Annotated in this window: 23 protein-coding genes and 3 tRNA genes; 4 read left to right on the top strand and 22 right to left on the bottom strand. The window is 61.2% G+C overall.

Annotated features, from left to right (window positions below):
- Nucleotides 1-21 precede the first annotated feature (21 nt).
- The 12 genes from FHE74_RS05295 to FHE74_RS10855 form a co-directional block, all read right to left on the bottom strand.
- Complete coding sequence (locus tag FHE74_RS05295; RefSeq protein ID WP_139465467.1) at nucleotides 22-2,100, bottom strand: bifunctional metallophosphatase/5'-nucleotidase; 2,079 nt, start codon at nucleotides 2,098-2,100, stop codon at nucleotides 22-24.
- A gap of 149 nt (nucleotides 2,101-2,249) precedes the next feature.
- Nucleotides 2,250-4,535, bottom strand: coding sequence for a RelA/SpoT family protein (locus FHE74_RS05290; RefSeq protein WP_139465466.1), 2,286 nt, complete (start codon nucleotides 4,533-4,535; stop codon nucleotides 2,250-2,252).
- A 16-nt stretch (nucleotides 4,536-4,551) separates the two neighbouring features.
- Nucleotides 4,552-5,097, bottom strand: coding sequence for an adenine phosphoribosyltransferase (locus FHE74_RS05285; protein ID WP_139465465.1), 546 nt, complete (start codon nucleotides 5,095-5,097; stop codon nucleotides 4,552-4,554).
- Complete coding sequence (locus FHE74_RS05280) at nucleotides 5,094-6,710, bottom strand: ABC transporter substrate-binding protein (protein WP_246049195.1); 1,617 nt, start codon at nucleotides 6,708-6,710, stop codon at nucleotides 5,094-5,096. The genes FHE74_RS05285 and FHE74_RS05280 overlap by 4 nt, the downstream gene beginning before the upstream one ends.
- Nucleotides 6,703-7,842, bottom strand: coding sequence for a protein translocase subunit SecF (secF, locus tag FHE74_RS05275; protein WP_139465464.1), 1,140 nt, complete (start codon nucleotides 7,840-7,842; stop codon nucleotides 6,703-6,705). The genes FHE74_RS05280 and secF overlap by 8 nt, the downstream gene beginning before the upstream one ends.
- A gap of 2 nt (nucleotides 7,843-7,844) precedes the next feature.
- Nucleotides 7,845-9,710 carry a protein translocase subunit SecD gene (gene secD / locus FHE74_RS05270; protein ID WP_139465463.1) on the bottom strand — a complete coding sequence of 622 codons (1,866 nt, stop codon included), beginning with the start codon at nucleotides 9,708-9,710 and terminating at the stop codon, nucleotides 7,845-7,847.
- Nucleotides 9,711-9,824: 114 nt separating this feature from the next.
- Nucleotides 9,825-10,136, bottom strand: coding sequence for a preprotein translocase subunit YajC (gene yajC, locus FHE74_RS05265; protein WP_139465462.1), 312 nt, complete (start codon nucleotides 10,134-10,136; stop codon nucleotides 9,825-9,827).
- Nucleotides 10,137-10,180: 44 nt separating this feature from the next.
- On the bottom strand, nucleotides 10,181-11,248 hold the full coding sequence (ruvB, locus tag FHE74_RS05260; RefSeq protein WP_139465461.1) for a Holliday junction branch migration DNA helicase RuvB: 1,068 nt from the start codon (nucleotides 11,246-11,248) through the stop codon (nucleotides 10,181-10,183).
- A 20-nt stretch (nucleotides 11,249-11,268) separates the two neighbouring features.
- Nucleotides 11,269-11,868 carry a Holliday junction branch migration protein RuvA gene (gene ruvA, locus FHE74_RS05255; protein WP_139465460.1) on the bottom strand — a complete coding sequence of 200 codons (600 nt, stop codon included), beginning with the start codon at nucleotides 11,866-11,868 and terminating at the stop codon, nucleotides 11,269-11,271.
- 14 nt (nucleotides 11,869-11,882) lie between these two features.
- On the bottom strand, nucleotides 11,883-12,440 hold the full coding sequence (gene ruvC / locus FHE74_RS05250) for a crossover junction endodeoxyribonuclease RuvC (protein ID WP_139465459.1): 558 nt from the start codon (nucleotides 12,438-12,440) through the stop codon (nucleotides 11,883-11,885).
- 61 nt (nucleotides 12,441-12,501) lie between these two features.
- Nucleotides 12,502-13,254, bottom strand: a complete 753-nt coding sequence (locus FHE74_RS05245; protein ID WP_139465458.1) for a YebC/PmpR family DNA-binding transcriptional regulator — start codon at nucleotides 13,252-13,254, stop codon at nucleotides 12,502-12,504.
- 87 nt (nucleotides 13,255-13,341) lie between these two features.
- Nucleotides 13,342-14,082 (bottom strand): acyl-CoA thioesterase, encoded by a 741-nt coding sequence (locus FHE74_RS10855; protein WP_281279396.1) that lies wholly within the window; start codon nucleotides 14,080-14,082, stop codon nucleotides 13,342-13,344.
- 69 nt (nucleotides 14,083-14,151) lie between these two features.
- On the opposite strand from FHE74_RS10855, the gene FHE74_RS05235 reads away from it, so the two are divergent.
- Nucleotides 14,152-14,613, top strand: a complete 462-nt coding sequence (locus FHE74_RS05235; RefSeq protein WP_139465456.1) for a DUF3817 domain-containing protein — start codon at nucleotides 14,152-14,154, stop codon at nucleotides 14,611-14,613.
- Between the two features lie 21 nt (nucleotides 14,614-14,634).
- Here the strand turns inward: FHE74_RS05235 and FHE74_RS05230 are convergent, their stop codons facing one another.
- The 9 genes from FHE74_RS05230 to FHE74_RS05190 all read right to left on the bottom strand — a co-directional run bounded on the left by FHE74_RS05230 (nucleotide 14,635) and on the right by FHE74_RS05190 (nucleotide 22,837).
- A complete protein-coding gene (locus FHE74_RS05230; RefSeq protein ID WP_139465455.1) occupies nucleotides 14,635-15,075 on the bottom strand; it encodes a hypothetical protein in 441 nt (146 codons plus the stop codon).
- The gene (locus tag FHE74_RS05225; RefSeq protein WP_139465454.1) at nucleotides 15,072-16,157 is read right to left on the bottom strand and encodes a glycosyltransferase family 4 protein; all 1,086 of its coding nucleotides are present in this window, start codon (nucleotides 16,155-16,157) and stop codon (nucleotides 15,072-15,074) included. Before FHE74_RS05225 ends, FHE74_RS05230 begins: the two co-directional genes overlap by 4 nt.
- 3 nt (nucleotides 16,158-16,160) lie before the next feature.
- On the bottom strand, nucleotides 16,161-17,069 hold the full coding sequence (locus FHE74_RS05220; protein ID WP_180339688.1) for a phosphatidylinositol mannoside acyltransferase: 909 nt from the start codon (nucleotides 17,067-17,069) through the stop codon (nucleotides 16,161-16,163).
- Complete coding sequence (gene pgsA / locus FHE74_RS05215) at nucleotides 17,066-17,710, bottom strand: phosphatidylinositol phosphate synthase (RefSeq protein ID WP_139465453.1); 645 nt, start codon at nucleotides 17,708-17,710, stop codon at nucleotides 17,066-17,068. The genes FHE74_RS05220 and pgsA overlap by 4 nt, the downstream gene beginning before the upstream one ends.
- Nucleotides 17,710-18,249 (bottom strand): HIT family protein, encoded by a 540-nt coding sequence (locus FHE74_RS05210; RefSeq protein WP_139465452.1) that lies wholly within the window; start codon nucleotides 18,247-18,249, stop codon nucleotides 17,710-17,712. The genes pgsA and FHE74_RS05210 overlap by 1 nt, the downstream gene beginning before the upstream one ends.
- Nucleotides 18,230-20,293: a threonine--tRNA ligase gene (thrS, locus tag FHE74_RS05205; protein WP_139465451.1), complete on the bottom strand. Its 2,064-nt coding sequence runs from the start codon at nucleotides 20,291-20,293 to the stop codon at nucleotides 18,230-18,232. The genes FHE74_RS05210 and thrS overlap by 20 nt, the downstream gene beginning before the upstream one ends.
- A 100-nt stretch (nucleotides 20,294-20,393) precedes the next feature.
- Complete coding sequence (locus FHE74_RS05200; RefSeq protein WP_139465450.1) at nucleotides 20,394-21,602, bottom strand: Dyp-type peroxidase; 1,209 nt, start codon at nucleotides 21,600-21,602, stop codon at nucleotides 20,394-20,396.
- Nucleotides 21,603-21,613: 11 nt separating this feature from the next.
- Nucleotides 21,614-22,231: a copper chaperone PCu(A)C gene (locus FHE74_RS05195; RefSeq protein ID WP_180339687.1), complete on the bottom strand. Its 618-nt coding sequence runs from the start codon at nucleotides 22,229-22,231 to the stop codon at nucleotides 21,614-21,616.
- A 48-nt stretch (nucleotides 22,232-22,279) separates the two neighbouring features.
- The gene (locus FHE74_RS05190; protein WP_139465449.1) at nucleotides 22,280-22,837 is read right to left on the bottom strand and encodes a copper resistance CopC family protein; all 558 of its coding nucleotides are present in this window, start codon (nucleotides 22,835-22,837) and stop codon (nucleotides 22,280-22,282) included.
- A 207-nt stretch (nucleotides 22,838-23,044) separates the two neighbouring features.
- Here FHE74_RS05190 and FHE74_RS05185 point away from each other — a divergent pair, with 207 nt between their 5' ends.
- Nucleotides 23,045-24,616: an alkaline phosphatase D family protein gene (locus FHE74_RS05185; RefSeq protein ID WP_139465448.1), complete on the top strand. Its 1,572-nt coding sequence runs from the start codon at nucleotides 23,045-23,047 to the stop codon at nucleotides 24,614-24,616.
- Nucleotides 24,617-24,676: 60 nt separating this feature from the next.
- Here the strand turns inward: FHE74_RS05185 and FHE74_RS05180 are convergent.
- Nucleotides 24,677-24,751: transfer RNA gene (locus FHE74_RS05180), tRNA-Val, on the bottom strand.
- A gap of 235 nt (nucleotides 24,752-24,986) precedes the next feature.
- On the opposite strand from FHE74_RS05180, the gene FHE74_RS05175 reads away from it, so the two are divergent.
- Nucleotides 24,987-25,059, top strand: a tRNA-Gly gene (locus tag FHE74_RS05175).
- Nucleotides 25,060-25,091: 32 nt separating this feature from the next.
- A tRNA-Val gene (locus FHE74_RS05170) sits at nucleotides 25,092-25,166 on the top strand.
- Nucleotides 25,167-25,174 lie beyond the last annotated feature (8 nt).

Genomic DNA, 25,174 nt, shown 5'->3' with positions numbered 1-25,174 from the left:
TGCTCTGCGCCGCTGGAAGCCTTAGAACTGACCCATAAAGTCCTGGATCATCTTCTGAATGGTGGCGAACACCTCGCCATTAGCGATTCCGCTCAGTCCCACTGCTGCGGCAACGCCCAGCACCGCGGCGATGATGGCCGGGACGATAAATCCTGCCACCGAGCTGCCGTTTGCGGTTGGCGCGTCGGTCCCCGGCACGTCTCCCGGCACGTCGGTTTCTGCCCCGTCAGCGGTGGAGTTGATGGGAACCACGATCTCCGTGCCAGCGTCCGTGGTGATCACAAACTCTTCGGCTCCCTCCGGAACCGTGAGGGTAACCTCTGCACGCCCCTGCTCACCAAGTCCGGCGTCAGCATCCGTCACTGCGTTGTCGATTGCCGCGGTTTCGGTGACATCTCCAGCTTTGACCGTGACCGTGTTGGCCTTCGGCTCACCCTCGCTGGAGTAGTTCAGGGAGCTCAGCTGCAGCGTCACTGGCTTGCCTGCCACCACGTTCTCGTTGCCGGCAATGCCGATCTCAGCCTGGCCATTGCGTCCCTCGGGCTTGCCTTCGGCCTGGAGGTAGTTAGCGAATGCACTCAGATCGAGAACACCAACGTCTGAGTAGTTGCGCACGTCCGCCTCGTCGATGAAGCCGTCTCCGCCCTCAAAGAGGAAAGAGGATGCCGCAACTGTGTAATCAGCGGCCGGATCCAGCGGCTCTCCGTTGATCATGACCTGCCCGATGCGCTGTCCCTGCGGCTTGGTCGGATCGTAGGAGTAGGAGACGTTGTTGGACACGCCCATCGACAGGCGCTGGCGCTCCTCGGAGGGGTCCTTCCACTGGTTTTCCAGGGCGTCGATAAGCGCCTGGCCGGAAAGGGTGGCGTAGGCGAGGTTGTTTCCAAAGGGCTGGATCGTGGCGGCGTCGGCGTAGGTCACCGCGCCAGCCGGCATATCAGCGCGCACGCCGCCGGCATTCATGATGCCCACATCGATGGTGCCTTCACCCATCTGCTCGTCCATGGCCCAGCGCGCGGCCTCGGCGAGCAAGTTGTTCAGGGTGGACTCAGTTCCGCGGTTACTGCCGGACCTTTCGCCTGGGTTAGAGCCACGGAAGTAGCCCTCCTGCGTGGTGGTGAGGACCTCCTTACCCTTCTCCTCGGCGAAGGCCTCGGCATCGGCCACGATGCTGGCTACCTCCGCATTTGGTGTGACGTTGAGCGATGCCAGGCTGGTGTAGTCGTACTGCTCGATTTGGGAATCCAGCACCTCACCGGTGGAGGGGTTAAAGGTCAGCTCCAGCTCGCTGAGTACCTTGCCGTACTCGTGTCCCTGCGCCAGGTTGTCGTTGAGGTGGCGCAGGTGGCTGTCTCCACCGAAAGCTGCGTCGACGTACTCGTTGAATGCGCTGTGCGTGACGATGTCCTCGTGCTGGAGCACCACCACGATATCGGCTTCGCCGGACTCCTTCAGCCGCTTGGCCTCCTCATTGGCGGCGGCCACCGGATCGGTGAAGGTCAGGCCCGCAATTCCAGCCGGGGACACCTTCTGCGGAGTCTTGTCCGTGGTCGTACCCACAAAGGCGATATCCACGCCCTGCTCGGAGACGATGTGGGACTTCTCCAGCAGCGTGGAGCCGTCCTCCTTAATCACGTTGGCAGAAAGAACCGGATGATCCAGGGCCGGAGCGATACGTCCAGTGAGATCGGCCGCACCCGCATCGAACTCGTGGTTGCCGGCCGCCGCGGCGTCGATGTCCATAGCGTTGAGGGCCTTGAGTGTGGGCTCGTCCTTCTGGATGGAAGAGACGAAGACGGATCCACCCACGTCGTCTCCGGAGGTCGTGCGCAGGGCGAGGTCGTTATCTGCAGCCACGGCCTCCATAAGGCCGGCAAGGTAGGCTGCGCCCATTTCTGTATTCGCATCGGGTTCCTTGCCTTCTTTCAGGGAGCGTGCGCCATCACTGAGGTGACCGTGGAAGTCAGTGAAGTTGGTGATGGAGATGCTGATCGGCTCTGCGGGCGCCTCCTGGGCCTGCGCGATAACACCTGTAAACACCACGGAAGTTGCTGTGAAACCCGCAATGGTCAGGCGACCATAACGACGGAAAGTGCTCATTGAGGGCAGCTCCTGAAGTATTGAAAGAACGGTGAAAATTCTCTTAAGAATTACCGCATTCAGGTCGTCGGCGGGCTCTTATCTCCCGATCAATCCAGGGGTTTTGACAGGCAGAAACGAAGAATTCATCTGCCCGCCACCTTTGGGGGCTAGGCAGTGACGCGGTACACGTCAAAGACTCCCTCGGCGGAGCGCAGCACCGACATCAGGGTGCCCAACTGCTTGGTATCCGCCACGGTGACGGTAAGGCGAATGGTGGCCACATTGTCTGCAGCAGCCTGAGCTTGCAGCGCCGTTACGGCAACCTTGTCTTCCCGCAGCACCCGGGTGAGGTCGAAGAGCAGCGATGGATGGTCCAAAGCCTCGATCTGCAGGGTTGCAGCAAAGCCCTCCGACTTCGCTGCCGAACCTGCCCACTCCACGTGAATGAGCCGCTGCGGCTCCTCCTTCAGCTTGGCCGCATTTGTGCAGTCAGCACGGTGAACCGAGACTCCCCCGCCGCGGGTGACAAAGCCAAAGATCTCATCACCGGGCACCGGCTGGCAGCACTTGGCCATCTTGGCCAAAACATCAGCGCTGCCTTCGACCAGCACTCCACCTTCGGCAGTGCGCGCCCGCTCGTCGATGATGTGGTTTACGGGTGTGCGATCCGCCAGAGTCTCTACGGCCTCGTCCTCGTCGCCAAACATGGCAATGAGCCGATTGACCACGTGTTGAGCCGACACATGACCGGCGCCAATCGCCGTATACAGAGCATCTACGTCCGGGTAGTGCAGCTGCGTGGTCACTTGCCGCATGTACTCAGCCGTGAACAGGCGATGCAGCGGCAAGCCTCCACGCTGGACCTCTGCGGCAAGCGCGTCGCGGCCCATCTCGAGGTGCTCTTCTCGACGTTCCTTGGCAAACCACTGACGAATCTTTGCCTTCGCTCGCGGCGAGACTACGAATTCCTGCCAGTCCCGAGAGGGCCCAGCAGTGTCGTCTTTCGAGGTAAAGATCTCGACCCGGTCACCGGACTTCAGGGCAGACTCCAGTGCCACCAGCTTGCCGTTGACCTTGGCTCCGATGCAGCGGTGCCCAACCTCGGTGTGCACTGCGTAGGCAAAGTCCACTGGGGTGGAACCTGCCGGCAGATTCACCACGTCACCCTTGGGTGTGAAGGCGAAAATCTGCTGGCTCGCCAAATCGAATCGCAGGGAGTCCAGGAACTCGTTGGGGTCGGCGGCCTCCTTCTGCCAATCGAGCAGCTGACGCATCCACGCCATGTGCTCGACCTCGGCCTGGTCGCCCTTGTGGCTTCCCTTGGTCTCCTTGTAGCGCCAGTGCGCTGCCACGCCGAACTCAGCGTTGTAGTGCATCTCGTGGGTACGCACCTGCACCTCGAGCGGGCGACCACCCGGAGACATCACCGTGGTGTGCAGCGACTGGTAGACCCCGAAGCGGGGGTTAGAGATGTAGTCCTTGAAACGGCCCGGAAGCGCCGCGTACAGGGAGTGCACCACACCGATTGCTGCATAGCAGTCGTTCACACTATCGACCAGGATGCGCAGCCCCACCAGATCAAAGATCTCGTCGAACTCGTGGCCGCGCACACGCATCTTCTGATAGATCGACCAGTAGTGCTTGGGCCGGCCCTGAACCTCGGCAGCAATACCGTTACTGCGTAGCGCTGTACCCAGCTGAGTTCTGATCTCGGCCAGGGCGCGGTCGCGAGACGGTGCGCGCTCTGCCACCAGGCGAACGACCTCGTCGTACTTCTTGGGGTAGAGAATCGCAAAGGAGAGGTCCTCTAACTCCCACTTCACGCTGGCCATCCCTAGACGGTGCGCCAACGGGGCGATCACCTCGAGCGTTTGGCGAGCCTTCTTGGCCTGCTTCTCCGGTGGCAGGAAGCGCATCGTCCGCATGTTGTGCAGGCGATCCGCCACCTTGATCACCAGCACGCGGGGATCAGTGGCCATGGCGACGATCATCTTGCGGATCGTCTCGGCCTCCGCAGCTGCCCCGAGTGCTACCTTGTCCAGCTTGGTCACACCGTCGACAAGCCGCGCGACCTCCGGGCCGTACTCCGCCTCTACATCCGCCAGCTGGTAGTCCGTGTCCTCGACGGTGTCGTGCAAGAGCGCGGCCACCAGTGTCGTGGTGTCCATGCCTATCTCGGCGCAGATCGTTGCTACCGCTAGCGGGTGGGTGATGTAGGGTTCGCCGGATTTGCGCATCACTCCCTCGTGAAGCTTCTCCGCGGTGTCATAGGCACGTGAGAGAACCTCAGCGTCTGCCTTCGGGTGAAACTTCCGGTGAATAGACAGCAGGGGATCCAGCACCGGGTTGCTACGTACCCGGCCGACTCCCGTGAGTGAGCGTGCCAGGCGCGCGGACATCCCGCGCATCCCGTTCGTCGAGCGCCGGGGAGTCTTGTCACTGCTGGTAGCCATAGCTGTCTACGCTTCCTTAAGAGTCTTGGTTGATCACCACGAGAGGCGCCTTGCTGAGCTTCTCCCGGCCCCCCAGGCCCGCCACCTCGAGCACCACCACGTATCCGGTGACTTCTGCACCACAGGATTCGAGCAGCTGCGTAGCCGCCAGCAGTGTGCCACCGGTGGCAAGCACGTCGTCGACCAGAACGATCTTTTTGCCTTGCAGGTCCTGTCCCTCTGCGGGGATTTCAAGTGCCGCCGTGCCGTACTCAAGCGTGTATTCCTGGGTATGCACGGGCGGGGGAAGCTTGCCCTTCTTGCGAATCGCCAGGATGCCCACACCGAGGTCGTAGGCAACCGCGGATCCAAGAAGGAATCCGCGGGCATCCAGACCGCCAATCATGTCTGCCCCGAGCTTGCGGCAGGCTTCCGACAGGCTGGAGACGACGGTGTGGAAGGCCTGGGCATCCGCCAATACCGGGGTCAGATCCTCGAAGAGGATTCCCTCTTCGGGAAAGTCCTTGACCAGGCGAATCTTATCCGCGATTGCCTCACTGGCGTTGTTGTACCGCGTTGTCATCGCTTGTCTTCCTCTCCTTGGATCTCGTGCCAGCGGTCCATATTCCAACCGATACCGGTGGCACCCGTGTATTCCACTACGTTACCTACCTCACGATGACGCACGAACGCCCTGGGCTCAGCCGCAAGCGGAATTGCCGGTAGTTGCTTCCACTGCTCTTCTTCATCCGCCCTTAACTCGTTGAGTTTGGTGATGTCTGGCGCACTCGCAGGGTAAAAGGTCATGGGGTCGATGGCGGTGAGAAAAGCATCGATGGTCGACTCGCCGGTAACCGGATCACCGAAACCAGCCATCGTGGCCCCTTCTTGCGATGCATCCACCACGGTGATCCCGGCAGGCTCGCAAGAAACGCGAATGGCCTCGACCATCGCGGCCTTGCGCTCATCGGGTCCGGCATAACCGATGCGCACGTGGGCGCCTGTCGCCTGGGAAGCGCGCGCAATGTCCGGGTTGCTATGCGCAGCCGCAATGTCCTCCAGCAATCGACCGATCGGGTTAGCATGATCGATCGTATGAAAAGCGACCGGATCGACCTTTACCCCAGAACGCTCCGTGGATACGCGGGCGACCGCTGCCCGGTCCACACAGGCGCTTAGCGATTCCCTGGCCCAGGGGTCGGAATAGGTGCCGGTCGGCGACATCACCAAAGACTCCGTGCGAATACCTGCGACCGACTCGATGGCGAACGGATTTGCCTGGTCGTCTCGGTTAACCCACGACGGCGTAGCGGTAGCCGCTTCGGCAACCTTGAGCGCACCGCTTGCTGCCAGGGCAGCGCTATCGGCCTGGCGCGGCCACACGATCAACTTCTCCAGTTCCGCAGGGTCCCCGTTGTACTCCGGGTTCCTGCGCAAAGCGACCTCCCCCTGCTCTCCGACGTGATCAATCACGAAAGGACCGGCGCTGACCTGCAAGGCTGGATCGAAATTGGCGAGGTCGAAGCCGGTGTTCCAAGCCTCTGCCACGGGCTGCAACACGCTGTAGTCGGAAACGTTCAGGGCAGCATGCAGGCCGGCCTCATCCGTTCCCGCCTTGGCGGCTAGTGCGTGTGCCGGCAAGACCGTTCCCGGGGTAAACAACTCACGCCAACGCGAGCCCTTATTCTCCTGGAACGTGACGGTGAATTCCTTGGAGTCGAGAGCACAATCTAGCGAGGCGATCTCACTCATCAGTGGTTGGTTGGAACGGAAAATGTCCGTGTGGACGCTCGCCATATAGGACAATTGGAAATCCACGCAGGTGATCGGGTTTCCATCGGAATATCGTGCCTCAGGCGCAATCGTGTACTTCAATGTCGGCACCGGCGCTTCCACCTGCTCGGCAGTGGCCAAGTCCGTGTTCGGGATCATCTGCCCTGCAGGGCCGTGCACGAAGGGGCCTGGGTACAGCCGCGCCGACAGCACTTCCGCGTTCACGCTCTTGCCCGTAACGCTGGCGGCGTTAGTGGTCACCAACGGTGCGTTGACCTGGTAACCGAAGTAACTCTCGTTCTTCGGCTCCTTCTTCTCTCGCGCTCCGTCACCACTAGAACAGGCCACGAGTGCAGATGCGCAGGTGGCCGCAAGTGCGACGGACGCGCTTACCCGGCGAAAACGCCGTCCTGCCTTAGCCACGGTTCGGCCGCCATGTTGCGCCGGTGTTACCAGGACTCAACGGGGTAGCCACTGTGCGCTTCGGCTTGTCCTGCTCGGCGTCGTCTGCATCGTGGCTGGGGTTGTCCGTGTCGGTTTCACCGCGTCGATAAGCCGCCACCTGTGCGTTGTGCCGGCGGTATTCCTTACGACGATTGACCAGCGATACCAGGATCGGAGTAGCTAGGAAGAGCGAGGAGAATACACCCTCCACCACGCCGATGAGCTGAATCAGCGCCAGGTCGCGCAGGGTGCCGATGCCCATAAGCCATACCGCGACCACAAACAACGCAATGATGGGAAGCGCAGAGATGATCGTGGTAGAGATCGAACGCATCACCGTCTGGTTCACCGCGAGGTTAGCCTGCTCCGCGTAGGTAGCCCGGCGTGACTGCAAAATTCCGGCGGTGTTTTCCTTGACCTTGTCAAACACGATCACGGTGTCATAGATGGAAAACGTCAAAACCGTGAGCAGGCCGATCACCACGGCGGGTGACACCTCCAGTCCGAACAGCGCATACGTGCCCGCGATGACAATGCCATCGACGACGAGGGCCGCCAGCGCCGCGATGGCCATCTCCTTTTCCAAGCGCACGGCGACGTAAATGCCGGCTAGTACCATGAACACCACCATGGACAGAATCATCCGCTCGGTGATGGTCGAGCCCCAGGACTCGGAAACCGTGGAAACACCGATGTCGTTGACTGTCTCAGCACCCTTACCGTGCGCTTCTGCGATGGCGGTACGGGCCGCTTCAGCCTGGTCTTCGCTCAGGTGCTCGGACTGCAGCTCAAGCGTGCGCGAGTCGCCGCTGCCCACGATCTGTGCCATATCCGGCTCGACACCAGTGGCCTCCTGGAAGGTATCGGAAACCTCTTCGGCCACCAGGTCTCCAGCCGGCATGGATACCTTGGTTCCGCCCTCGAAATCGATATTGAGGTCGAAACCACGAAAGAGCATGGCGGCGATGGAGATCAACACCAGAATGCCGGTGACGATGTAAAAAAGCTTGGTGCGACCGATGAAGTCGAAACCACCCTCGCCGGTGTAGAACCGGTCAATGTACTTCCCGCTACGAGTCTCGCGCGAGGTCGTTGAAACGGAGCTGCTCATGGTTACTTCTCCTCGCTCAAGTTCTCGGCGCTCGCCGCGGTGGAGCCGGCACCGGCGCCTGCATTGCGATGTTCCGGTTGTGCTTCTCGACGATCCCGGTTCGACCGAGCTAGTTCAAACATCGACCCCATCCCGTTGACTGCAGGCTTGGCCCAGAAGCGACGCCGGGAGGCCAGCAGAGCCAGCGGAGCGGTGACGAGGAAGGTAACCAGCAGGTCAAAAACGGTGGTCAAACCGAGGGTAAAGGCGAAGCCCTTGACCTCACCTACTGCCAGGAAGTACACCACCACGGCACCGATAAGGGTGACCATGTTGCCGGTGACAATCGTTTGCTTGGCGCGGTCCCAACCGCGATGGGTGGCGGAGCGGAAGGTGCGCCCCTCGCGAACCTCGTCCTTGATGCGCTCGTAGAACACTACGAAGGAGTCGGCGGTCGTGCCCAGACCAATGACCAAGCCAGCCACTCCTGCCAAATCCAGCGAGTAGCCAATCCAGCGGCCCAGAAGGACGAGCATGCCGTAGACCAGGACTCCGGATGCGACCAAGGTAAACAGCGAGATCAGGCCGAACAGGCGGTAGTAAGCGAACACAAAGATGGCCACGAGTGCCAGGCCCACCAAGCCAGCGATGAGTCCAGCCTTCAAAGCCGCCGCACCCAAGGAGGGCGGGATGGTCTGCGTGGTACCGCCCGGCTCGCCGTTCTCGCCGGCGAAGGAGAGCGGCAGTGCGCCATAGCGCAGGTTATTGGCAAGCGTGGTTGCCTCCTCCTGCGTGAAGTCGCCAGTGATCGACGTAGCTGAACCAAACGGGGTGGCCGACTGGATCACAGGCGCAGAGATCACCTGGGAGTCCAGCGTGATGGCAACCTGCTGCTGCAGGTACTGAGAGGTCAGGTCAGCCCAGGTAGCAGATCCGTTGGATTCGCCGTCCGTCTTGAAGGAGAAGTTGATCTCCATCTGACCAGTTTGCGGGTTCAGGCCTCCGGTAATCGGGCGCTCACCGTCGATCTGCTCACCGGTCAGGCGCGGACCATTCGGATCAGACACACCGTTGAGTAGCGGCGCGGGCTCCAGCAAGAGAACCTGGCCAGCATTGGGGTCACACGTGACCAGCTGACGAGCCGGGTCGTCGGTTCCGGCGAGCGGGTCCACTCGGTCCGGGGTGCACTGCATAAGTGCACTAGCCGCGGCCAAAGTCGTGGGGTCCTCAGACTGACGGTCCTGGCGGAGCATGTCGATGACCTCATCGCGCCGCTTTCCAGCTTCAATCGAGTTCGCCGGCTCCGGATCGGGCTGGGCATCCGCCGTGAGCGGCTCCGGGTTCGAAGTGCCCTGAGTCTGATTGATCAGGTCGTTGAGTCGATCGAGCGAAGCCTGTGCTTCCTCGGGCGTGATCACCCCAGCCCTGATCCAACGGTTGGCCATGTCCTCGGCTTTGCTCCCGAGGGTAAGGACGTCCGGGTTACCCGGTTGCGCCACCGGACGGAACAGCAGCTGCGAGGTTTGTCCAACGGACTGTGCCTGGCTGGCGTCCTCACCAGGCACGGTAATCACCAGAGTGTTGCCGTCGGCGACAACGTCTGCACCGCTGACACCCATACCGTTAACGCGGTTTTCCAGGATCGTTCGAGCCTGGTCAAGCTGCTCCTGGGTCGGCTCCTCCCCTTGCGGTACCAGGGTGATGCGGGTGCCACCTTGGAGGTCAATTCCCAACTCCGGGGTTGCCTTGCGGTCGCCGGTGAAAAACACCAATCCATAGACCACAGCTACGAGGAGGGCGAAGAGTGCCAGGGCTCGCTTGGGCCAGCCCCGAGATGGGCTTCCCGCACGGGATTTGCGGCCGGTATTCCGGCGATTTTCAACAGACAATGTCTTTAAGGATCTTTCGTATCTGGAAAACAGCTGCGGCGCGGGCTCTACCGCGCCACTGAAAAGCCACTGAGTCGACGATCATCCTAAAACATCGCACTCAGCGGTATGACATTACAGCTCGTCGCGCTCCACTCGGTGGAAGTTTCCCTCAGTGATAGTCGGCGCAGACGGCTCAGCCTTCTTCAGGATTGCGGCACGTTCGATCTCGACAACTAAGCCTGGAGCAATTTCCATTCCCAGCACTGCCCCGTCCACGTTGGTCAGCGTGCCATGAAACCCAGCACCGGTGACGACGCGATCTCCTACTGCCACGGTGCGCTGGACCTCGTCGACGCGTGCCTGGTGCGCACGCTGCTTGCGCATCATCAGGAAGCTCGGGATAAAGAACAGCAGGATCAGGCCAAGAAAGATCAAAGATTGCATAAGGCCCAGTGTGCCAGACGCCTACCTCACTGACCGGCGCAGGGCTAAGATCCGATCGCCCCTTCGGGAGGTTCCAGACCGAGATGGCGCCAGGCGGCGCTCGTCGCCACGCGCCCCCGGCCCGTGCGAGATACCAAGCCGGCTCGAACGAGGTAGGGCTCGCACACTTCCTCCACCGTGGAGGGCTCCTCGCCCACTGCAATAGCCAAGGTGCTCACACCCACAGGCCCACCTCCGTGTCCGCGAATGAGCGCATCGAGCACCGCCCGGTCGAGCCGGTCTAGTCCGAGCTCGTCTACGTCGAACACCTCCAGGGCACCTTGCGCGGCGCGAACGGTGACGCGGCCGTCGGAATGCACATCCGCGTAATCGCGCACACGGCGCAGAAGGCGGTTGGCGATGCGCGGTGTGCCGCGGGAGCGCGACGCGATCTCCACCGCAGCGTCGCTATCTATATCCACTCCGAGAATTCCCGCAGCGCGTGTGACCACCTGCGTGAGGTCCTCGACATCGTAAAACTCCATTTGCGCGGTAAACCCAAAGCGGTCGCGCAGGGGGCCGGTCAGCATTCCGGCGCGGGTGGTGGCACCCACCAGAGTAAAGGGAGGAATATCCAAGGGAATCGACGTAGCTCCTGGGCCCTTGCCCACGATCACGTCGATGCGGAAATCCTCCATCGCCATGTAGAGCATTTCTTCGGCTGGCCGAGCGATGCGGTGGATCTCGTCGATGAAGAGGACGTCGCCCTCCATGATGTTGGAAAGCATCGCGGCCAGATCGCCTGCGCGCTCCAGAGCCGGACCGGAGGTCATTCGGAGTGACGTGCCCAATTCCTGCGCCACGATCATCGCCATCGTGGTCTTACCCAAGCCAGGTGGGCCAGACAGCAGAATGTGGTCCGGGGTCACCGAACGCTGGCGAGCACCGCTGAGGACAAGGTCGAGTTGCCGGCGTACCTTCGGTTGGCCGATGAACTCATGGATCGACTTGGGACGAAGAGACTTTTCTACATCGTGCTCGCCACGCTGGGCATGTGGCTCGACGCTGGACTCCGGCCCCCGTGCGGGGGCTGACTCTGGCAGCTTGAACTCAGTACGTTCAATGTCGCTCATCGACTCATTCCCCTTACTCTTTAGGCCTTACCCAGCTGCGTCAGCGCGGCCTTCAGGACGATGTTGACCGGAGATTCCGGGTGCTCGGCGAGCACCTGGGTAACCACGGGCTCAGCTTGCCGCTCGCTGAATCCTAGGCCCACCAATGCATCCACCACCTGGCCTGCCACAGCGGGATTCGGATTCGTGGCAGCGACCGAGGATGTGGGCTGAGGCGCGAATTCTGCGACCTTGTCCTTAAGCTCCATGGCAATGCGTTCGGCGACCTTCTTGCCAATCCCCGGCACGGATTGCAGTCGCTTTGTATCCCCTGCGCTGATTGCCTGGGCCAGCTCCTCAGGGGACAACGTACCCACGGTAGCCAGAGCGAGTTTGGGGCCCAGCCCAGTAACGGACTGGAGGAGCAGGAAGAATCGGCGCTCCTCGCCCGTCGCAAAGCCGTACAACGTCATCGCGTCTTCTTTGACTGCCAGGTGGGTAAGCACAAATGCTTCCTCTCCCCTGCGCAGCTGCCCCAGTGTCCGCGGCGTTGCCAGAATGAGGTAACCCACACCATTGCAGTCGATGACTGCGTTGCCCGGTGCAATGTCGAGGACGGTGCCGTGAAGAGAAGCGATCATGGTCTAAACCTCACTCAGTGATGCGCTGAAGAAACGAAGTTTGTCGTGTGTCCCGCTGCCCCCAGTTGCGAGGCACGCGCGATAAGCGGTGCTCGCCAGCAGTGGCATACCGCCAAAGCGAGAGCATCAGCGGCGTCTGCGGGTTTTGGTGGCTCGGCAAGTCCGAGGATGCGGGTAATCATGGACGTCATCTGCTTCTTATCGGCGCGGCCGTTGCCCGAAACAGCCTTTTTCACTTCACTCGGGGTGTAGTGATACACCGGGACGCCGCGCTCGGCGGCAGCCAGCATGATGACCCCAACAGCGTGCGCCGTGTGAATGACGGTGGAGACAGTCCCCCGCTCGAACAGGCGCTCGATGGCCATGACGTCCGGGCGGTAGTCATCCATCCACTCGCCCACCGAGCGCGAGATCCTCAAGAGTCGCTCGGTAAGTTCGGCATCGCTTGGCGTGCGCACCACACCGACGGCCACCGGCACAACTGCGCGCCCGCGCCCCGCCTGCACCACGCTGAGCCCACAGCGAGTCAGGCCTGGGTCGACCCCCATTACGCGCATGCCTTCTAGATTCACGTGCGCAACTGTACCGGATTAACGCACATGTTTTCGACTCGACGTTGTCGAGCTGCAGCTCTTAGGCCTCGAGCTCGGCGAGGACCTCGTCGGAAAGCTCCATATTGGTGTACACATCCTGCACATCGTCGGACTCTTCGAGAGCGTCGATGAGCTTCATAACCTTCTTGGCGTCTGCCGCCTCCAGCGGCACGTTCACCGATGCGCGGAAGTCCTGGCCAGAGTCCTCGACCTCGTAGCCAGCCTCCTCCAGGGCGGTGCGCACTGCAGGGACGTCGCTGGACTGGCAGGTCACCTCGAAGAACTCACCCTGTTCCGTGACCTCCTCTGCTCCAGCATCCAGAACGGCCATGAGCACGTCATCCTCGGTGAGCTCGCCCTTGGGCACGAGAGCGTAACCCACGCGGGTGAACATGTAAGCGACGGAGCCGGACTCGCCGAGGTTGCCGCCGTTCTTGTTCATGGCGGTGCGCACCTCGCTGGCAGCGCGGTTACGGTTATCCGAGAGACACTCAATCAGCATCGCTACGCCGTTGGGGCCATAACCCTCGTAGGTGATGGATTCCCAGTTAGCTCCGCCAGCCTCTTCACCGGCTCCGCGTTTGCGGGCGCGCTCGATGTTGTCGTTGGGAACGGAGGCCTTCTTGGCCTTCTTAATCATGTCATCGAGAGTGGGGTTACCGGCCGGGTCGCCACCGCCGGTGCGAGCAGCCACCTCGATGTTCTTAATCATCTTGGCCCACTCTTTGCTGCGCTTAGCATCGTTCGCAGCCTTCTTGTGCTTCGTGGTCGCCCACTTTGAGTGTCCGGACATTACGCTCCCTTCGTCGGCGGCTTCGCTTTAATCGCAGGTCATTATATACCGAGCAGAATTGCGGTCCGCGCCCGGTCAACCACCCGCCTAGTGCCGAGTAAGGCCGCGTTGCGTTACCTCTGCCACCAGACGACCATCCGACGTGAAGAATGACCCATGCGTCAAGGCCCTTCCCTCCGCAGCATGAGGGGAATCCGTGTGGAAGAGCAGCCACTCGTCCACACGGAAATCGTCGAGAAACTGCAGCGAATGGTCCAGAGACGCCATAGCCACCTCTGCCGCTGGATGGCCCTCGAGCGCGGTATGCAGCAGAGTCATGTCCGACATGTACGCCAGGAGGACCGCATGAGAAGCCAGATCGTCTTGCTGCAACGGGGCATGCTTCATCCAAACGCCTCCGGGAACCATGCGGAGATCAAAATCCTCCCACTCCTGAAGAAAAGCGCGTGACGACGGCGGATCCTTGGGAAGTGGTTGCTCAGGCCCCGCCAATTCAGGCATAGACCGGCTATGCCGTGGACCGGACTCGTCTCGGCGGTGAAAGGCCGCAGCACCGATAAAAACTGTCTTGCCTTCCTGGACACCCCTCACGCTGCGATGCGATACCGAACGCCCGTCACGCACTCGTTCGACGTAGTATTCGACGGCGCTTGACGACGCCCCAGGCGCCACGAAATAGCTATGAAACGACAATGGCACCTGTTCCTGCGACACGGTCTGCGCCATGCTCGCGAGCGCTTGCCCTAACAGGTGACCACCGAAGGTCCGCGGAATCTCGGAATTAGAAGGCGGGCCGCAAAACGTATCCCCTGCCTGAGGTTCGGTCATGAGCTGCTCAAGAACGTCGTGCACGGTCGCCCACCTTACCGATCGCCGCCAACCCTTAGGATGGTTTTCATGTCACCAAAATCCCTCCACCGCCTAGCGGCGGGACTCGAAATGACGACCTGGACCCTGCTTATCCTCGCGATGGTAGCCAAGTACTCCGGCCTAACTGAGGCACTTGTGCCCATCGCAGGGCCCATTCACGGCTTCGGATTCCTATGCTTTGTTGTACTGACGATTGTGCTGTGGGTTAACAACCGCTGGTCCCCCGGAGTCGGGCTGATCGGACTCATTGTGTCGGTCATCCCCTTCGGCGCGCTGCCGTTTACTTACTGGGTGGATAAGAAGGGACTGCTCGACGGTCCGTGGCGATTTGCGGACAGGAGCGAGACGCCTCGCTCTATTCCCGATCACGCTCTGGCCCAGCTCGTACGTCACCCCATCCGCACGATTACCCTCATCCTCGTCGGTGTGATCATTGTTTTCTCGGTACTTCTAGCAATGGGGCCCCCATACGACCCGAACGCTATCTAACGATTCGCTACTTATACCGACTTATACTTCTTTATCCGCGAACTCGGGCAACGGCGCCGTGCCAGCCAGACGCAGCACCCGCACTGGCCAGGCCAGGTGCAAAGCCCGCGCGTCAGCCACAGCCTCGTTGTAGAAGCGCCTGGCCAAGTCGACTCGCACTTGGGCAGAGGCAATTTGCGGGCAAACCTCGCCCTTGAGCCAGGGCGCTAGCTCTGCTTCTGCTTCCCACCTCTTTCCCATGGCACCGTGAACAAGCGGGACCGACTCCGCCCTCGCCCCAGCCGCCGCTGCTGCCGGCTCTAGTGCCGCAATCACCGCTGCCCTTCTATCCAGCGCGGCTTCGAGCGCCGCCAGCGTCGAGTCCACACGAATGTGCAAAGTGTGCAGCCGCTGGGCGGTTCCATACGCCCAGCCAGCAATCAGTATCACGGCTGCCAAGCAGGCGATGATGAGTACGTTCATGCGCCCCTCCCCGCTGCCACCGTCTCGTACACCGCCAGGATCTGCTGAGATACCCGCTCCCAGTCGTAAATCTGGCTCCGAAGTTGACCTGCTTCGATGAGGCGCTTCCGGTAGGCGGAATCGTCGATAAGCATCCTGAGCCCCTGAGCCAGATCAGCAGAGTCCGCGTTGCGAAAGATGTGGCCCGCCGGCTGCGCTGACTCGCTGGCACAAACCGCGCGAAACGCCTCCAGGTCCGAGGCCAGCACCGCGCACCCGGCGGCCATGGCCTCAACCAGAATGATGCCAAAGGATTCGCCCCCGAGGTTGGGAGCGACGAAGATGTCGCTGGCACCGAGCACATGGGCCTTCTGCGCGTCGGTGACCTTTCCCAGGTACTCGATGTCCACGCCCGGGATGCTTTCGCGACGTTTCCCTGCACCCATCACGCTGACGTTGACACGCCGATCCAGCAGGCGCAGCGCTTCGAGCAGGACACTCAACCCCTTGCGTGGCTCATCCAGACGCCCCAAAAAGGCAATGCGTACCGGCCCGTTGGTGTCGTGCCGCGCGGCAGAAAAAGTTCGGGTGTCCACGCCGTTAGGAATGAGAAGCGGGTCGCCACCCATCTGCTCGACCTGCCATCGCCGGGCCATCTCGGAAACAGCAATTCCGGCCTGAATCTTGTCCAACCGCGGAGACAAGAACGGTCGTGCGAGCTTCAGCGCCCACGATTGACTGCTTGAGGCGTGATACGTGGCCACAAACGGCCCGTCGCTCACTCCGAGTGCGAGCATCGACAGGCTCGGCGCGTTCGGTTCATGAAGGTGGACGACATCGAAGTGGCCCTTCCTTAGGAACTTATCGACGGCTCGCCGAGCCGCGAAACTCAGGCTCACCCGAGCGACCGATCCGTTATAGGCGATCGCACGAGCGGGCCCAGTCAGCGTGACCCAATCAGGCTGCGCCGCCGTGTTGACGCCCGGCCCTAAGACCTCGACCTCATGGCCCTGGGCACGTAAAACCATGGCTAAGTCAAGTATGTGGGCTTGAACTCCGCCGGGTTCGTCGAAGGAATACGGGCATACGACTCCGATTCGCACGAGTTACCTGCTGCGACGCCGTCGAGTAAAGTCAGCCGGCCATAGCCTCTGCAACATGTGCCAGTCCTGCGGATGCCGCGAGATGTTGGCAGCGAACAGATCAGCGATCCGCTGCGTCGTATTCTCCACCGTGTCCACCTCAACGGCCGGCGAGCAGGACAGCCCCCACCCTCCGTCGTCAGTGTAGAAGGAGTGAACAACGTGGAGAGCTGCACCTGTCTGACGAGCCAGCTTGGCCGGTCCCGCGGGCATGGTGGTGCGCTCGCCAAAGAACTCCACCTCTACTCCACGGCCGCTGAGGTCTCGCTCGCCCAGCAGACACACCACGCCACCGGCTTCTAACCGCGCGCGCAAGGTGTCAAAGGGCGGTGTCTCCGAACCGGTGAGAGCGATAACCTCAAAGCCCAGGCTGGTTCGAAACTTCACGAACTCCTCAAACAGGGCCTCCGGCTTAACCCGCTCGGCCACCGTGGTGAACGTGGAGTAATTGTGTACCAGCCACATTCCGGCCATGTCCCAGTTGCCGGAATGCGGCAGCGCCAGAACGACGCCCTTTCCTGCATCGACAGATCGTTGGAAATACTCCCTGCCTTCGATGCCCGCGTCTAGGCGCGCATGCAGATCCGGGTCATCTGCGATGGTGGGCAGCCGGAAGGCCTCTAGCCAGTACCGCGCGTAAGAGCGCACGGACTGCTTGACTAGTTCGCGAGTGACGTTTTGTGGACCCACGACGCGTGAGAGGTTGCGTCGCAGTATCTCCATCCCGCGGCCCTGGTCGCTGACGTAGTCTGCTCCGGCTCGAAACAACACAGCCGAAAGGGCTTCGGGCAGCTTAGCCACGCCGCGCCATCCGAGGACGTATCCTGCCGCCGCGAACTCACCCTGCTTAAGCAGCCCTACGATGCTCGTCATGTTTGGCTAGCTCCTGCCGGCGCAGCGATGTGGGCACCTGCTTGAGGCGAAGTTGCTGCCATGTGAAGGCGCTGGCAAACCGTGAACACGCTGCCCACGGCCAGGGCCCAGATGGCCACCTCGATAGCCCAGGACACACCTAGTCCCTCTAGCCCCACGCCGGTTAGGCCGAGGATGAGGCGCTCTGGCCGCTCGATCAGACCTCCGACCATGCGCAATCCAGAGGCCTCTCCCCTGGCCTTGACGTAGCTGATGACCTGCGAAGACACCAACACCACCAAAGCTGCCGCGACCGACACCTGATGAGCGTGGTCGACGTACACCAGCCACCAGACAATCGCGGAAAATAGCGCGCCATCCGTAATCCGGTCGCATGTGGCATCCAAGGTGGCGCCAAATGTGGTTCCTCCACCCCGCAGGCGAGCCATTGTCCCATCGACCATGTCAAAGGCGGCGAAGAGAGCAGACACAACTGCAGCAGCGAAAAGATGTCCGGTGGGTATGAGCACCACGGCGGTTGCCACGGTGAGTGCAGCACCGACCACGGTGACGGTATTAGGGCTTAATCCCAACCGGTTTAAGCCCTTGGCCACCGGTTCCACAACGACGCTGGCAGGCTTCCTGCCGTGCACACTGAGCATTAGTGCTCATCCTCCGCAGTCACCTCACGCCAGGCCTGCGCGAGCGCCGCCCGAGTTTCTTCGAGCAGTGCGGGCATGACCTTGGTGCCTGAGATCACGGTCATGAAGTTCGAATCCCCAGGCCACCGCGGGACGACGTGCAGATGCAGGTGATCTGTGACCGAACCGCCCGCGCTTCGCCCGAGGTTGAAACCCACGTTGATAGCCTCCGGCCGGGAAACCCTCTTCAGCGCGCGCACCGCGATTTGAGCGAAGTGCATGAGCTCGTTGGCTTCCTCGGTGCTCAAGTCCTCCAGCAACGAGGTCTTGCGGTATGGCACAACCATGAGGTGACCCGCGTTGTACGGGTACAGATTGAGCAACGCAAACACGGTGCGGCCGCGTGCAATGATCAGTCCCTCTTCGTCGCTTAGCGACGGGGCCGTGACAAAGGGGTCGCTTCCCCGGTTGGCCGTGATATAGCGCGAGCGGTGTGGAGCCCAGATGCGCTCGAGGCGATCCGGGGCTTCCGCAGGCCCATTAGCTGCGTCGCTGTTCAATGGCCTGCTCGCTCGGCTGCTCGTTCACGCGGTCTCCAATCCAGGAGGCAATGAGTTCGACGGCCTCGGCCACCGGAACGCCATTGACCTGGGATCCGTCGAGGAAGCGGAAGCTCACCGCGTCGGCTTCCACGTCACGCGCGCCTGCCAACAACATGAAGGGAACCTTGCCAGTGGTGTGGTTGCGGATCTTCTTTTGCATGCGATCGTCCGAGTTGTCCACCTCGGCACGGACGCCGCGCTGACGCAGCTGCTGCGCAATGCTCTCCAGGTGCGGAGCGAACTCATCCGCGACCGGGATCCCCATGACCTGATGCGGCGCCAGCCAGGCCGGGAAAGCACCTGCGTAGTGCTCGACCAGCACGCCGAAGAACCGCTCGATGGAACCGAACAGCGCGCGGTGGATCATGATCGGGCGCTTCTTCGAGCCGTCGCTAGCCGTGTACTCCAGATCGAAGCGCTCCGGCAGGTTGAAGTCGAGCTGGACCGTGGACATCTGCCAGGTACGGCCAATCGCGTCACGCGCCTGCACCGAAATCTTCGGGCCGTAGAAGGCGGCGCCGGCCGGGTCCGGAACGAGCTCCAAACCGGAGCCCTCTGCAACAGAACGCAGGATCTCGGTGGAACGCTCCCAAACGTCATCGTCGCCGATGTACTTGTCCGGATCCTTGGTAGACAGCTCCAGGTAGAAGTCGTCGAGGCCGTAGTCCTTCAGCAGGGAGAGGATGAACTGCAGCACGCTGGTCAGCTCTTCCTCGAGCTGCTCCTCGGTGCAGTAGATGTGGGCGTCGTCCTGCGTAAATCCGCGCGCACGGGTCAGGCCGTGGATCACACCGGACTTTTCGTAGCGGTACACCGTGCCAAACTCAAACAGACGCAGGGGCAGCTCACGGTAGGAGCGGCCACGCGAGGCGAAGATGAGGTTGTGCATCGGGCAGTTCATCGGCTTGGCGTAGTAGTCCTGCGCCTGCTTGGTCACCTGCCCCTCCTCGTTGGTCTCTCCATCGAGCTGCATCGGGGGGAACATGCCATCGGCGTACCAATCGAGGTGGCCGGACTTCTTAAACAGATCGCCCTTGGTTATGTGCGGCGTGTTCACAAAGGAGTAGCCAGCCTCCACGTGGCGGCGGCGCGAATGGTTCTCCATCTCCATACGGATGATCCCGCCATTGGGATGGAACACCGGGAAGCCGGAACCGATCTCATCCGGGAAAGAGAACAGGTCAAGCTCGGTGCCCAAGCGACGGTGATCGCGCTTTTCTGCCTCCGCCAGCATGTGCTGGTATTCCTCGAGCTTCTCCTTGGACTCCCACGCGGTGCCGTAAATACGCTGCAGTCCCGCCTTGGACTGATCGCCGCGCCAGTAGGCCGCAGACGAACGGGTCAGCGTGAAGGCCGGAATGTAGCGCGTGGTGGGCACGTGCGGGCCGCGGCAGAGATCGTGCCAGACGACCTCACCGGTACGCGGGTTGATGTTGTCGTAGTGGGTCAGGTCTCCCGCCCCCACCTCGGTAGCCTCGTCAGAATCTGGATCGACGGCTCCCTTGTCCTGAATGAGCTCGAGCTTGAATGGCTCGCTCTTCAAGTCCTCAGCCGCCTGTTCGGCGGACTCGTAGGTCCCACGCACGAACTTCTGGCCCGACTTGATGATCTTCTTCATCGCCTTTTCCAAGACCTTGAGGTCTTCTGGCGTGAAGGGCTCTTCAACCTGGAAGTCGTAGTAGAAGCCGTTCTCGATCGCCGGGCCAATGCCCAGCTTGGTGCCCGGGAATTCCTGCTGCACAGCCTGCGCCAACACGTGTGCGCAGGAGTGGCGGATGACGGAGCGACCTTCTTCAGTCGACGCGGGGACGGGGGTGAATTCACCGTCCTGCTCCGGAACAAAGGACAGGTCCTTGAGCTCTCCGGAGGAGTCCTTGACGCAGACAATGGCGTCAGGGCCCTTGTTGGGCAGCTCCAGGTCTCGCATTGTGGCTCCGACGGCCTGGCCGGCGGGAACGTTAAACGGTGCGATGACCACTGCTGGGGCGTCGACTTCAGACATGGGTGTGCGCTCCTTCAATTGCGCTCGGGTTTTCTTGGCGACATACCCGGCCGCCAAGACTGTCTTGAGCCAAGACAGAACGCCAGCAATCCTAGCGCGCTTAGGCTTCAAGCAAACGCTGACCCCAGTAAGTGTCGCCCGCGTCCTTACTGGTCCCCGGCGGCACGAAGTACACCGCCGAGCCCACGTGTGTGACCCAGGTATTCATCGCGTCCGAAGCGTCCAAGCGCTTCTGAATGGCGGCAAATTGCGCCAACGGATCTTTCTGGTAGCACACAAAAACCAGCCCGGAATCGTTGATCCCCTGGTCAAAGTTGTAGGCGCGTCGCAAGAGGCGCTGCTCTGGATGCCCCTCTGCAGGCCGAGCCAGGGCAGCGTGCGAGTTGCGGTCGACCTTCGGGAGTCCGTACTTATCGACGGCCCTGACATCCACATCGTCAAACTCTTGGCCACCACTGAGCGGAGCCCCGTCGCTGAGCTTGCGCCCTAGCGCTACCTCGCGGGAATTTCTATCCAGCGTCTCCCAGGAATCCAGGTTCATGGCGATGCGTCGCATCACCATGGCGCTTCCCCCGGTCATCCATTCCGGCCCCTTATCAATCCACACCTGCTCGTCGAACTTTTCCGGCGTGCGCGGGTTGACGGTTCCGTCAAGCTGACCGAAAAGGTTGCGTGGCGTAGACGACTTCGCATCTGGAGTGAGGAAACCTCGCTGAGTCCACTTCGGAGACACATACGTGGTGGCTGAGCGGACTACATGGCGCGCTACAAAGGCAGCCGTAGTCGGGTTATTGCTGCACACCTGGAGCACGATGTCAGTCTGGCCGTAGGCGGGGTCCAACTGATCCCGAGAAAAGTGCGGCAAGCCCTCTTTCAACCACCCGGGCGCGAGGTGCTCCTTCCCCGCGACGGCAAAAAAGCCTGGTCCGAACCCACACGTCACTGTGAGCCCGGCCGGATTCTCGGCCATCTCCGGCTCGAGGCTTCCCGGAGGGTTCTCACCCTGGGTGAGCGAGCGTGCATCCTGAGTCCACACCCGCATCAGCCTTGGCAAGTCCTCGGCCTGGACCTCGGGTTTCAGGTCAAAGCCCAGGAGGACGAGGTGATGCTGGGCAGGCGTGGCTATTCCCGCCTGATGAGTGCCGTCGAAGGGCTCTTTCAGCTGACGATCGCGCTCCTCGCCGGGGACAGGCCGGGCTGACGTTGCCGGGGAGGTATTCGCTCGCGCCGTTACCTGGGAGGCTGAGGCCAGAGCTGCCGCAGCGGCTGCACCGTGGAGAAACTGCCTCCGGGAAGGAAGTGAACTCATGGCGATGTTACCTAGTGCCCCTCGTGACCCTCGTGACCTGCGTGATCGCCATGACCCTCGTGGCCCTCGTGACCTTCGGAGCCGTATTCCTCATCGCCTGCGCCGATAGCGCGGACCGCGAAATCACCCAGGTCGACGGTGGAACCGTCGTCAAGCGTGACAGAAACTTCAACGGTGTCGCCAGCCTTGATCTCCTCCGGGTAACCCATGATCATGAAGTGTGCTCCGCCCGGCTCCAGATCAATGGACTCACCGGCCGGGATGACCAGCGGGGTGGTCATCTTCTGCATCTTGCCGTTGACGGTCTCATGGATCTCGTTGATGGGAGCGTTCAGGCTCGTGGTAAAGCCGGTGATGACCACGTCCTTGTCGGATGGGTTGTGCAGGTTGCCAAAGATGGCGGTCATGTCGGAATCTGCGCCCTTCTCGCGGACGACGCCATCGTGAGCGTGGAAACCGTTTCCTGCGTGCTCGTGCTCATGGTTATGCGCTGTCTCCTGGGCGCTGGTGGCGGTTGTAGACGGAGCGGCAGACGTGCTGGAGTTCTCGTTAGAGGGAGAGCAGGCTGCTGCGGTGAAAGCGAGAGCGGCAGCGGCGGTAAGGGCGAGAGCGCGGTTGTGCAAAGCCATGGGGTTTCTTCTTTCTGTTTGTGAAGGTGAGCGCAAGAAGTAGCTGATCTACTTCGCTCGAGAATTGCGGGAACGCATGATTGCCGCGACGGCTGCGGCAGCAACTGCCAGAACTGCGCCGATGGCGATTATCCAGGTCAGTCCAGCACTGCGCTCAGTCTCAGCGGATTCTTGCTTTGCAGCGTCCTCGTTCTTGGCTGATTCAGTGGTGGCGCTTTCTGCCGAGACTGTAAAAGTGGACGTCCCCTGTGTCGCGTGCCCATCCGAGGACGTGATCCGGTAGCCGATCGTGTAATCGCCAGGACCGGGGTTGGTGCCCTCTGGAACATCGAGGCTCAAGACGCGACCATCGATGGTTGGCTCGCCAGAAAAGACAACTTCTTGGGTGTCGGTATTGGTAACGGCAAAGGTGTTAAAGCCATCGCGTGGTTGGGCGGAGAACTCCAACGAGATCTCTTCCGGGAAGGCACCTACCGTCGACCCATCCTTCGGGTTGGCCGAGGTAACAACGTCATGAGCAGAAGCCAACGGTGCGCTCAAGGTCGCGGCTAGTGCTGCACCGACCGTGGCAATTCCCAGCCTTCGCAAGCGAGCAGGAGACGTCATGATCTGTAGAGATCCTTTCCTTTAACAGCGGAACAGGCAGTCTGCGAATGCACGTGAGTTTCATTCACAGCCATCGCCTAAGAGTAGTCGGCTCCCCCAAGAAAAAAGTTCCTGGCAACCTCCCTGCAACCTCCCGGCAATGTCCACCGCATACGCTCCGGCACCGCTGACCGCTTCGTGCCTGCCTATCAGTTAAGGACTGCCACAATGCCTTATCCGCTTAACCGACGTCAGTTTCTCACCGGCCTAGGCGCAGGTGGCATAGCCGGACTAGGAAGCCTGGCGCTCCCCGGAACTGCAGCAGGACAATCGTCGTTGCCTGGATCTTCCTCGCGCTTTTTCGGCGGACTTCTCCCCGACCGCCCCTCTATCACCCATGGGGTGGCATCAGGAGATGTCACCACCTCCAGCGCGTTAGTGTGGACGCGCGCCGATCGCCCCTCACGCATGATTGTGGAGACATGCTCTGATGCCTCCTTCCGCAACGTACGGCGTTACACCTCTGAGGCAGCTCTCACACCAGAGTCAGGCTTTACTGGCAAGCTCCGTCTCGCCGGCCTTAATCCCGGCGAGGTGCACTACCGGGTACAGGCGGAGGATCTCTACTCCGGCGCTCTATCTGAGCCGACCTACGGGTTCTTGCGCATCCCAGGCGAGCGCCGCAACATCCGCTTCCATTGGAGCGCGGACGTGGCTGGGCAAGGCTACGGCATCAACCCGGAGATGGGTGGAATGATTGGCTGGCGCACCATGGCCGAGCGCAATCCCGACTTCTTTCTTCACAGTGGCGATACCATCTATGCCGACAATCCCATCAAGGAAGAGGTCACCTTGCCGGATGGGAAGATCTGGAAGAACGTGGTTACCGAGGAGGTGTCTCGCGTAGCCCAATCATTGGAGGACTACCGCGGGCGCTATGCCTACAACCTTTTGGATGAGAACTACCGGGACTTCAATGCACGCGTTCCGCAGATTGTGCAGTGGGACGATCACGAGACCGTGAACAATTGGTATCCCAATGAGGTTCTTGACCTAGACGAATACCGGGTCAAGGACGTCAACACCCTGGCCGATTGGTCCCATCAGGCATTCCACGAGTGGCAGCCAACAGACCCCACGCTCCCGGTGGATGGACGCATCTACCGCAAGCTCAGCCACGGCCCACTCCTGGACATCTTCGTCCTGGACATGCGCTCCTACAAGGACGACAACACCCTCAACCACAAGGGAACACAGGCCGACGGTCGCATTCTGGGCGCTGCTCAGGAGCAGTGGCTGATCCAATCCCTGCAACAGTCCACCGCAACATGGAAGATTGTGGCTAATGATCTACCGCTGGGGATCGTGGTGCCGGATGGCGACCACCAAGAAGGTGTGTCCAACGGCTCAGACGGAGTTCCCGTGGGGCGCGAGGCAGAAATTGCCCGGGTGCTCCAGGCCATCCGGGAAGTCCCGAACGTCGTATGGCTGACCGCGGACGTGCACTATTGCGCAGCCCACCACTACGACCCCTCCCGCGCGCAGTTCCAGGACTTCGCTCCATTCTGGGAGTTCGTCGCCGGTCCTCTCAATGCAGGCGCATTTGGCCCCAACAAGATGGATGGCACCTTTGGCCCAGAGGTGGTCTTCAGCCACGCCGGGGCAACCAACGAGTCGCCGCTCGGTGACAGTCAGCACTTCGGCGAGGTGGACATCGACGCCGAATCCCGTGAGCTCACCGTACGACTGATCACCACCCGGGGTGCGGTGCTGTTTGAGAAGTCCTTGTCGGCAAGCTGACTGCTCTCACTCATCGCAGACAACCGAAAGCCCCGACCTCGAGAGGGCGGGGCTTTGCTGTGGTGGTCCCTACTGGGTTCGAACCAGTGACCTCTTCGGTGTGAACGAAGCGCTCTTCCGCTGAGCTAAGGGACCTCAAGTTGCGCGCCAGCGCGCTGGCTGCGTTCAAAAAGTTACACCACCAGCATTCAGAAAACCTAATCCGCTGGTCGCTTGGTTCTTACAATTACACGGATGGGATTTAAATCCCCACAACTTACGCACCGGTTCGCCCAAAGTTAGGCCCATCAACCACGGGATTTGTCCCGCCACGGCGATCCAGGCTATTGTTACTTCTCGATCGAGCGGCCGGAAAGGTCGTGACATCGATGCGGATGTAGCGCAGTTGGTAGCGCATCACCTTGCCAAGGTGAGGGTCGCGAGTTCGAGTCTCGTCATCCGCTCTCATTTCACCGGGCCTGGTTGAAATGTTTAAGCGCGTTTAGCTCAGCGGGAGAGCGCTTCCCTGACACGGAAGAGGTCACTGGTTCAATCCCAGTATCGCGCACCAGGTATCTT

This window comes from Corynebacterium tapiri, from assembly GCF_006334925.1.
GTDB classification, from domain to species: Bacteria; Actinomycetota; Actinomycetes; order Mycobacteriales; family Mycobacteriaceae; genus Corynebacterium; species Corynebacterium tapiri.
The sequence above is the reverse complement of the archived record's forward strand: the minus strand, read 5'-3'. Positions and strand labels throughout refer to the sequence as shown.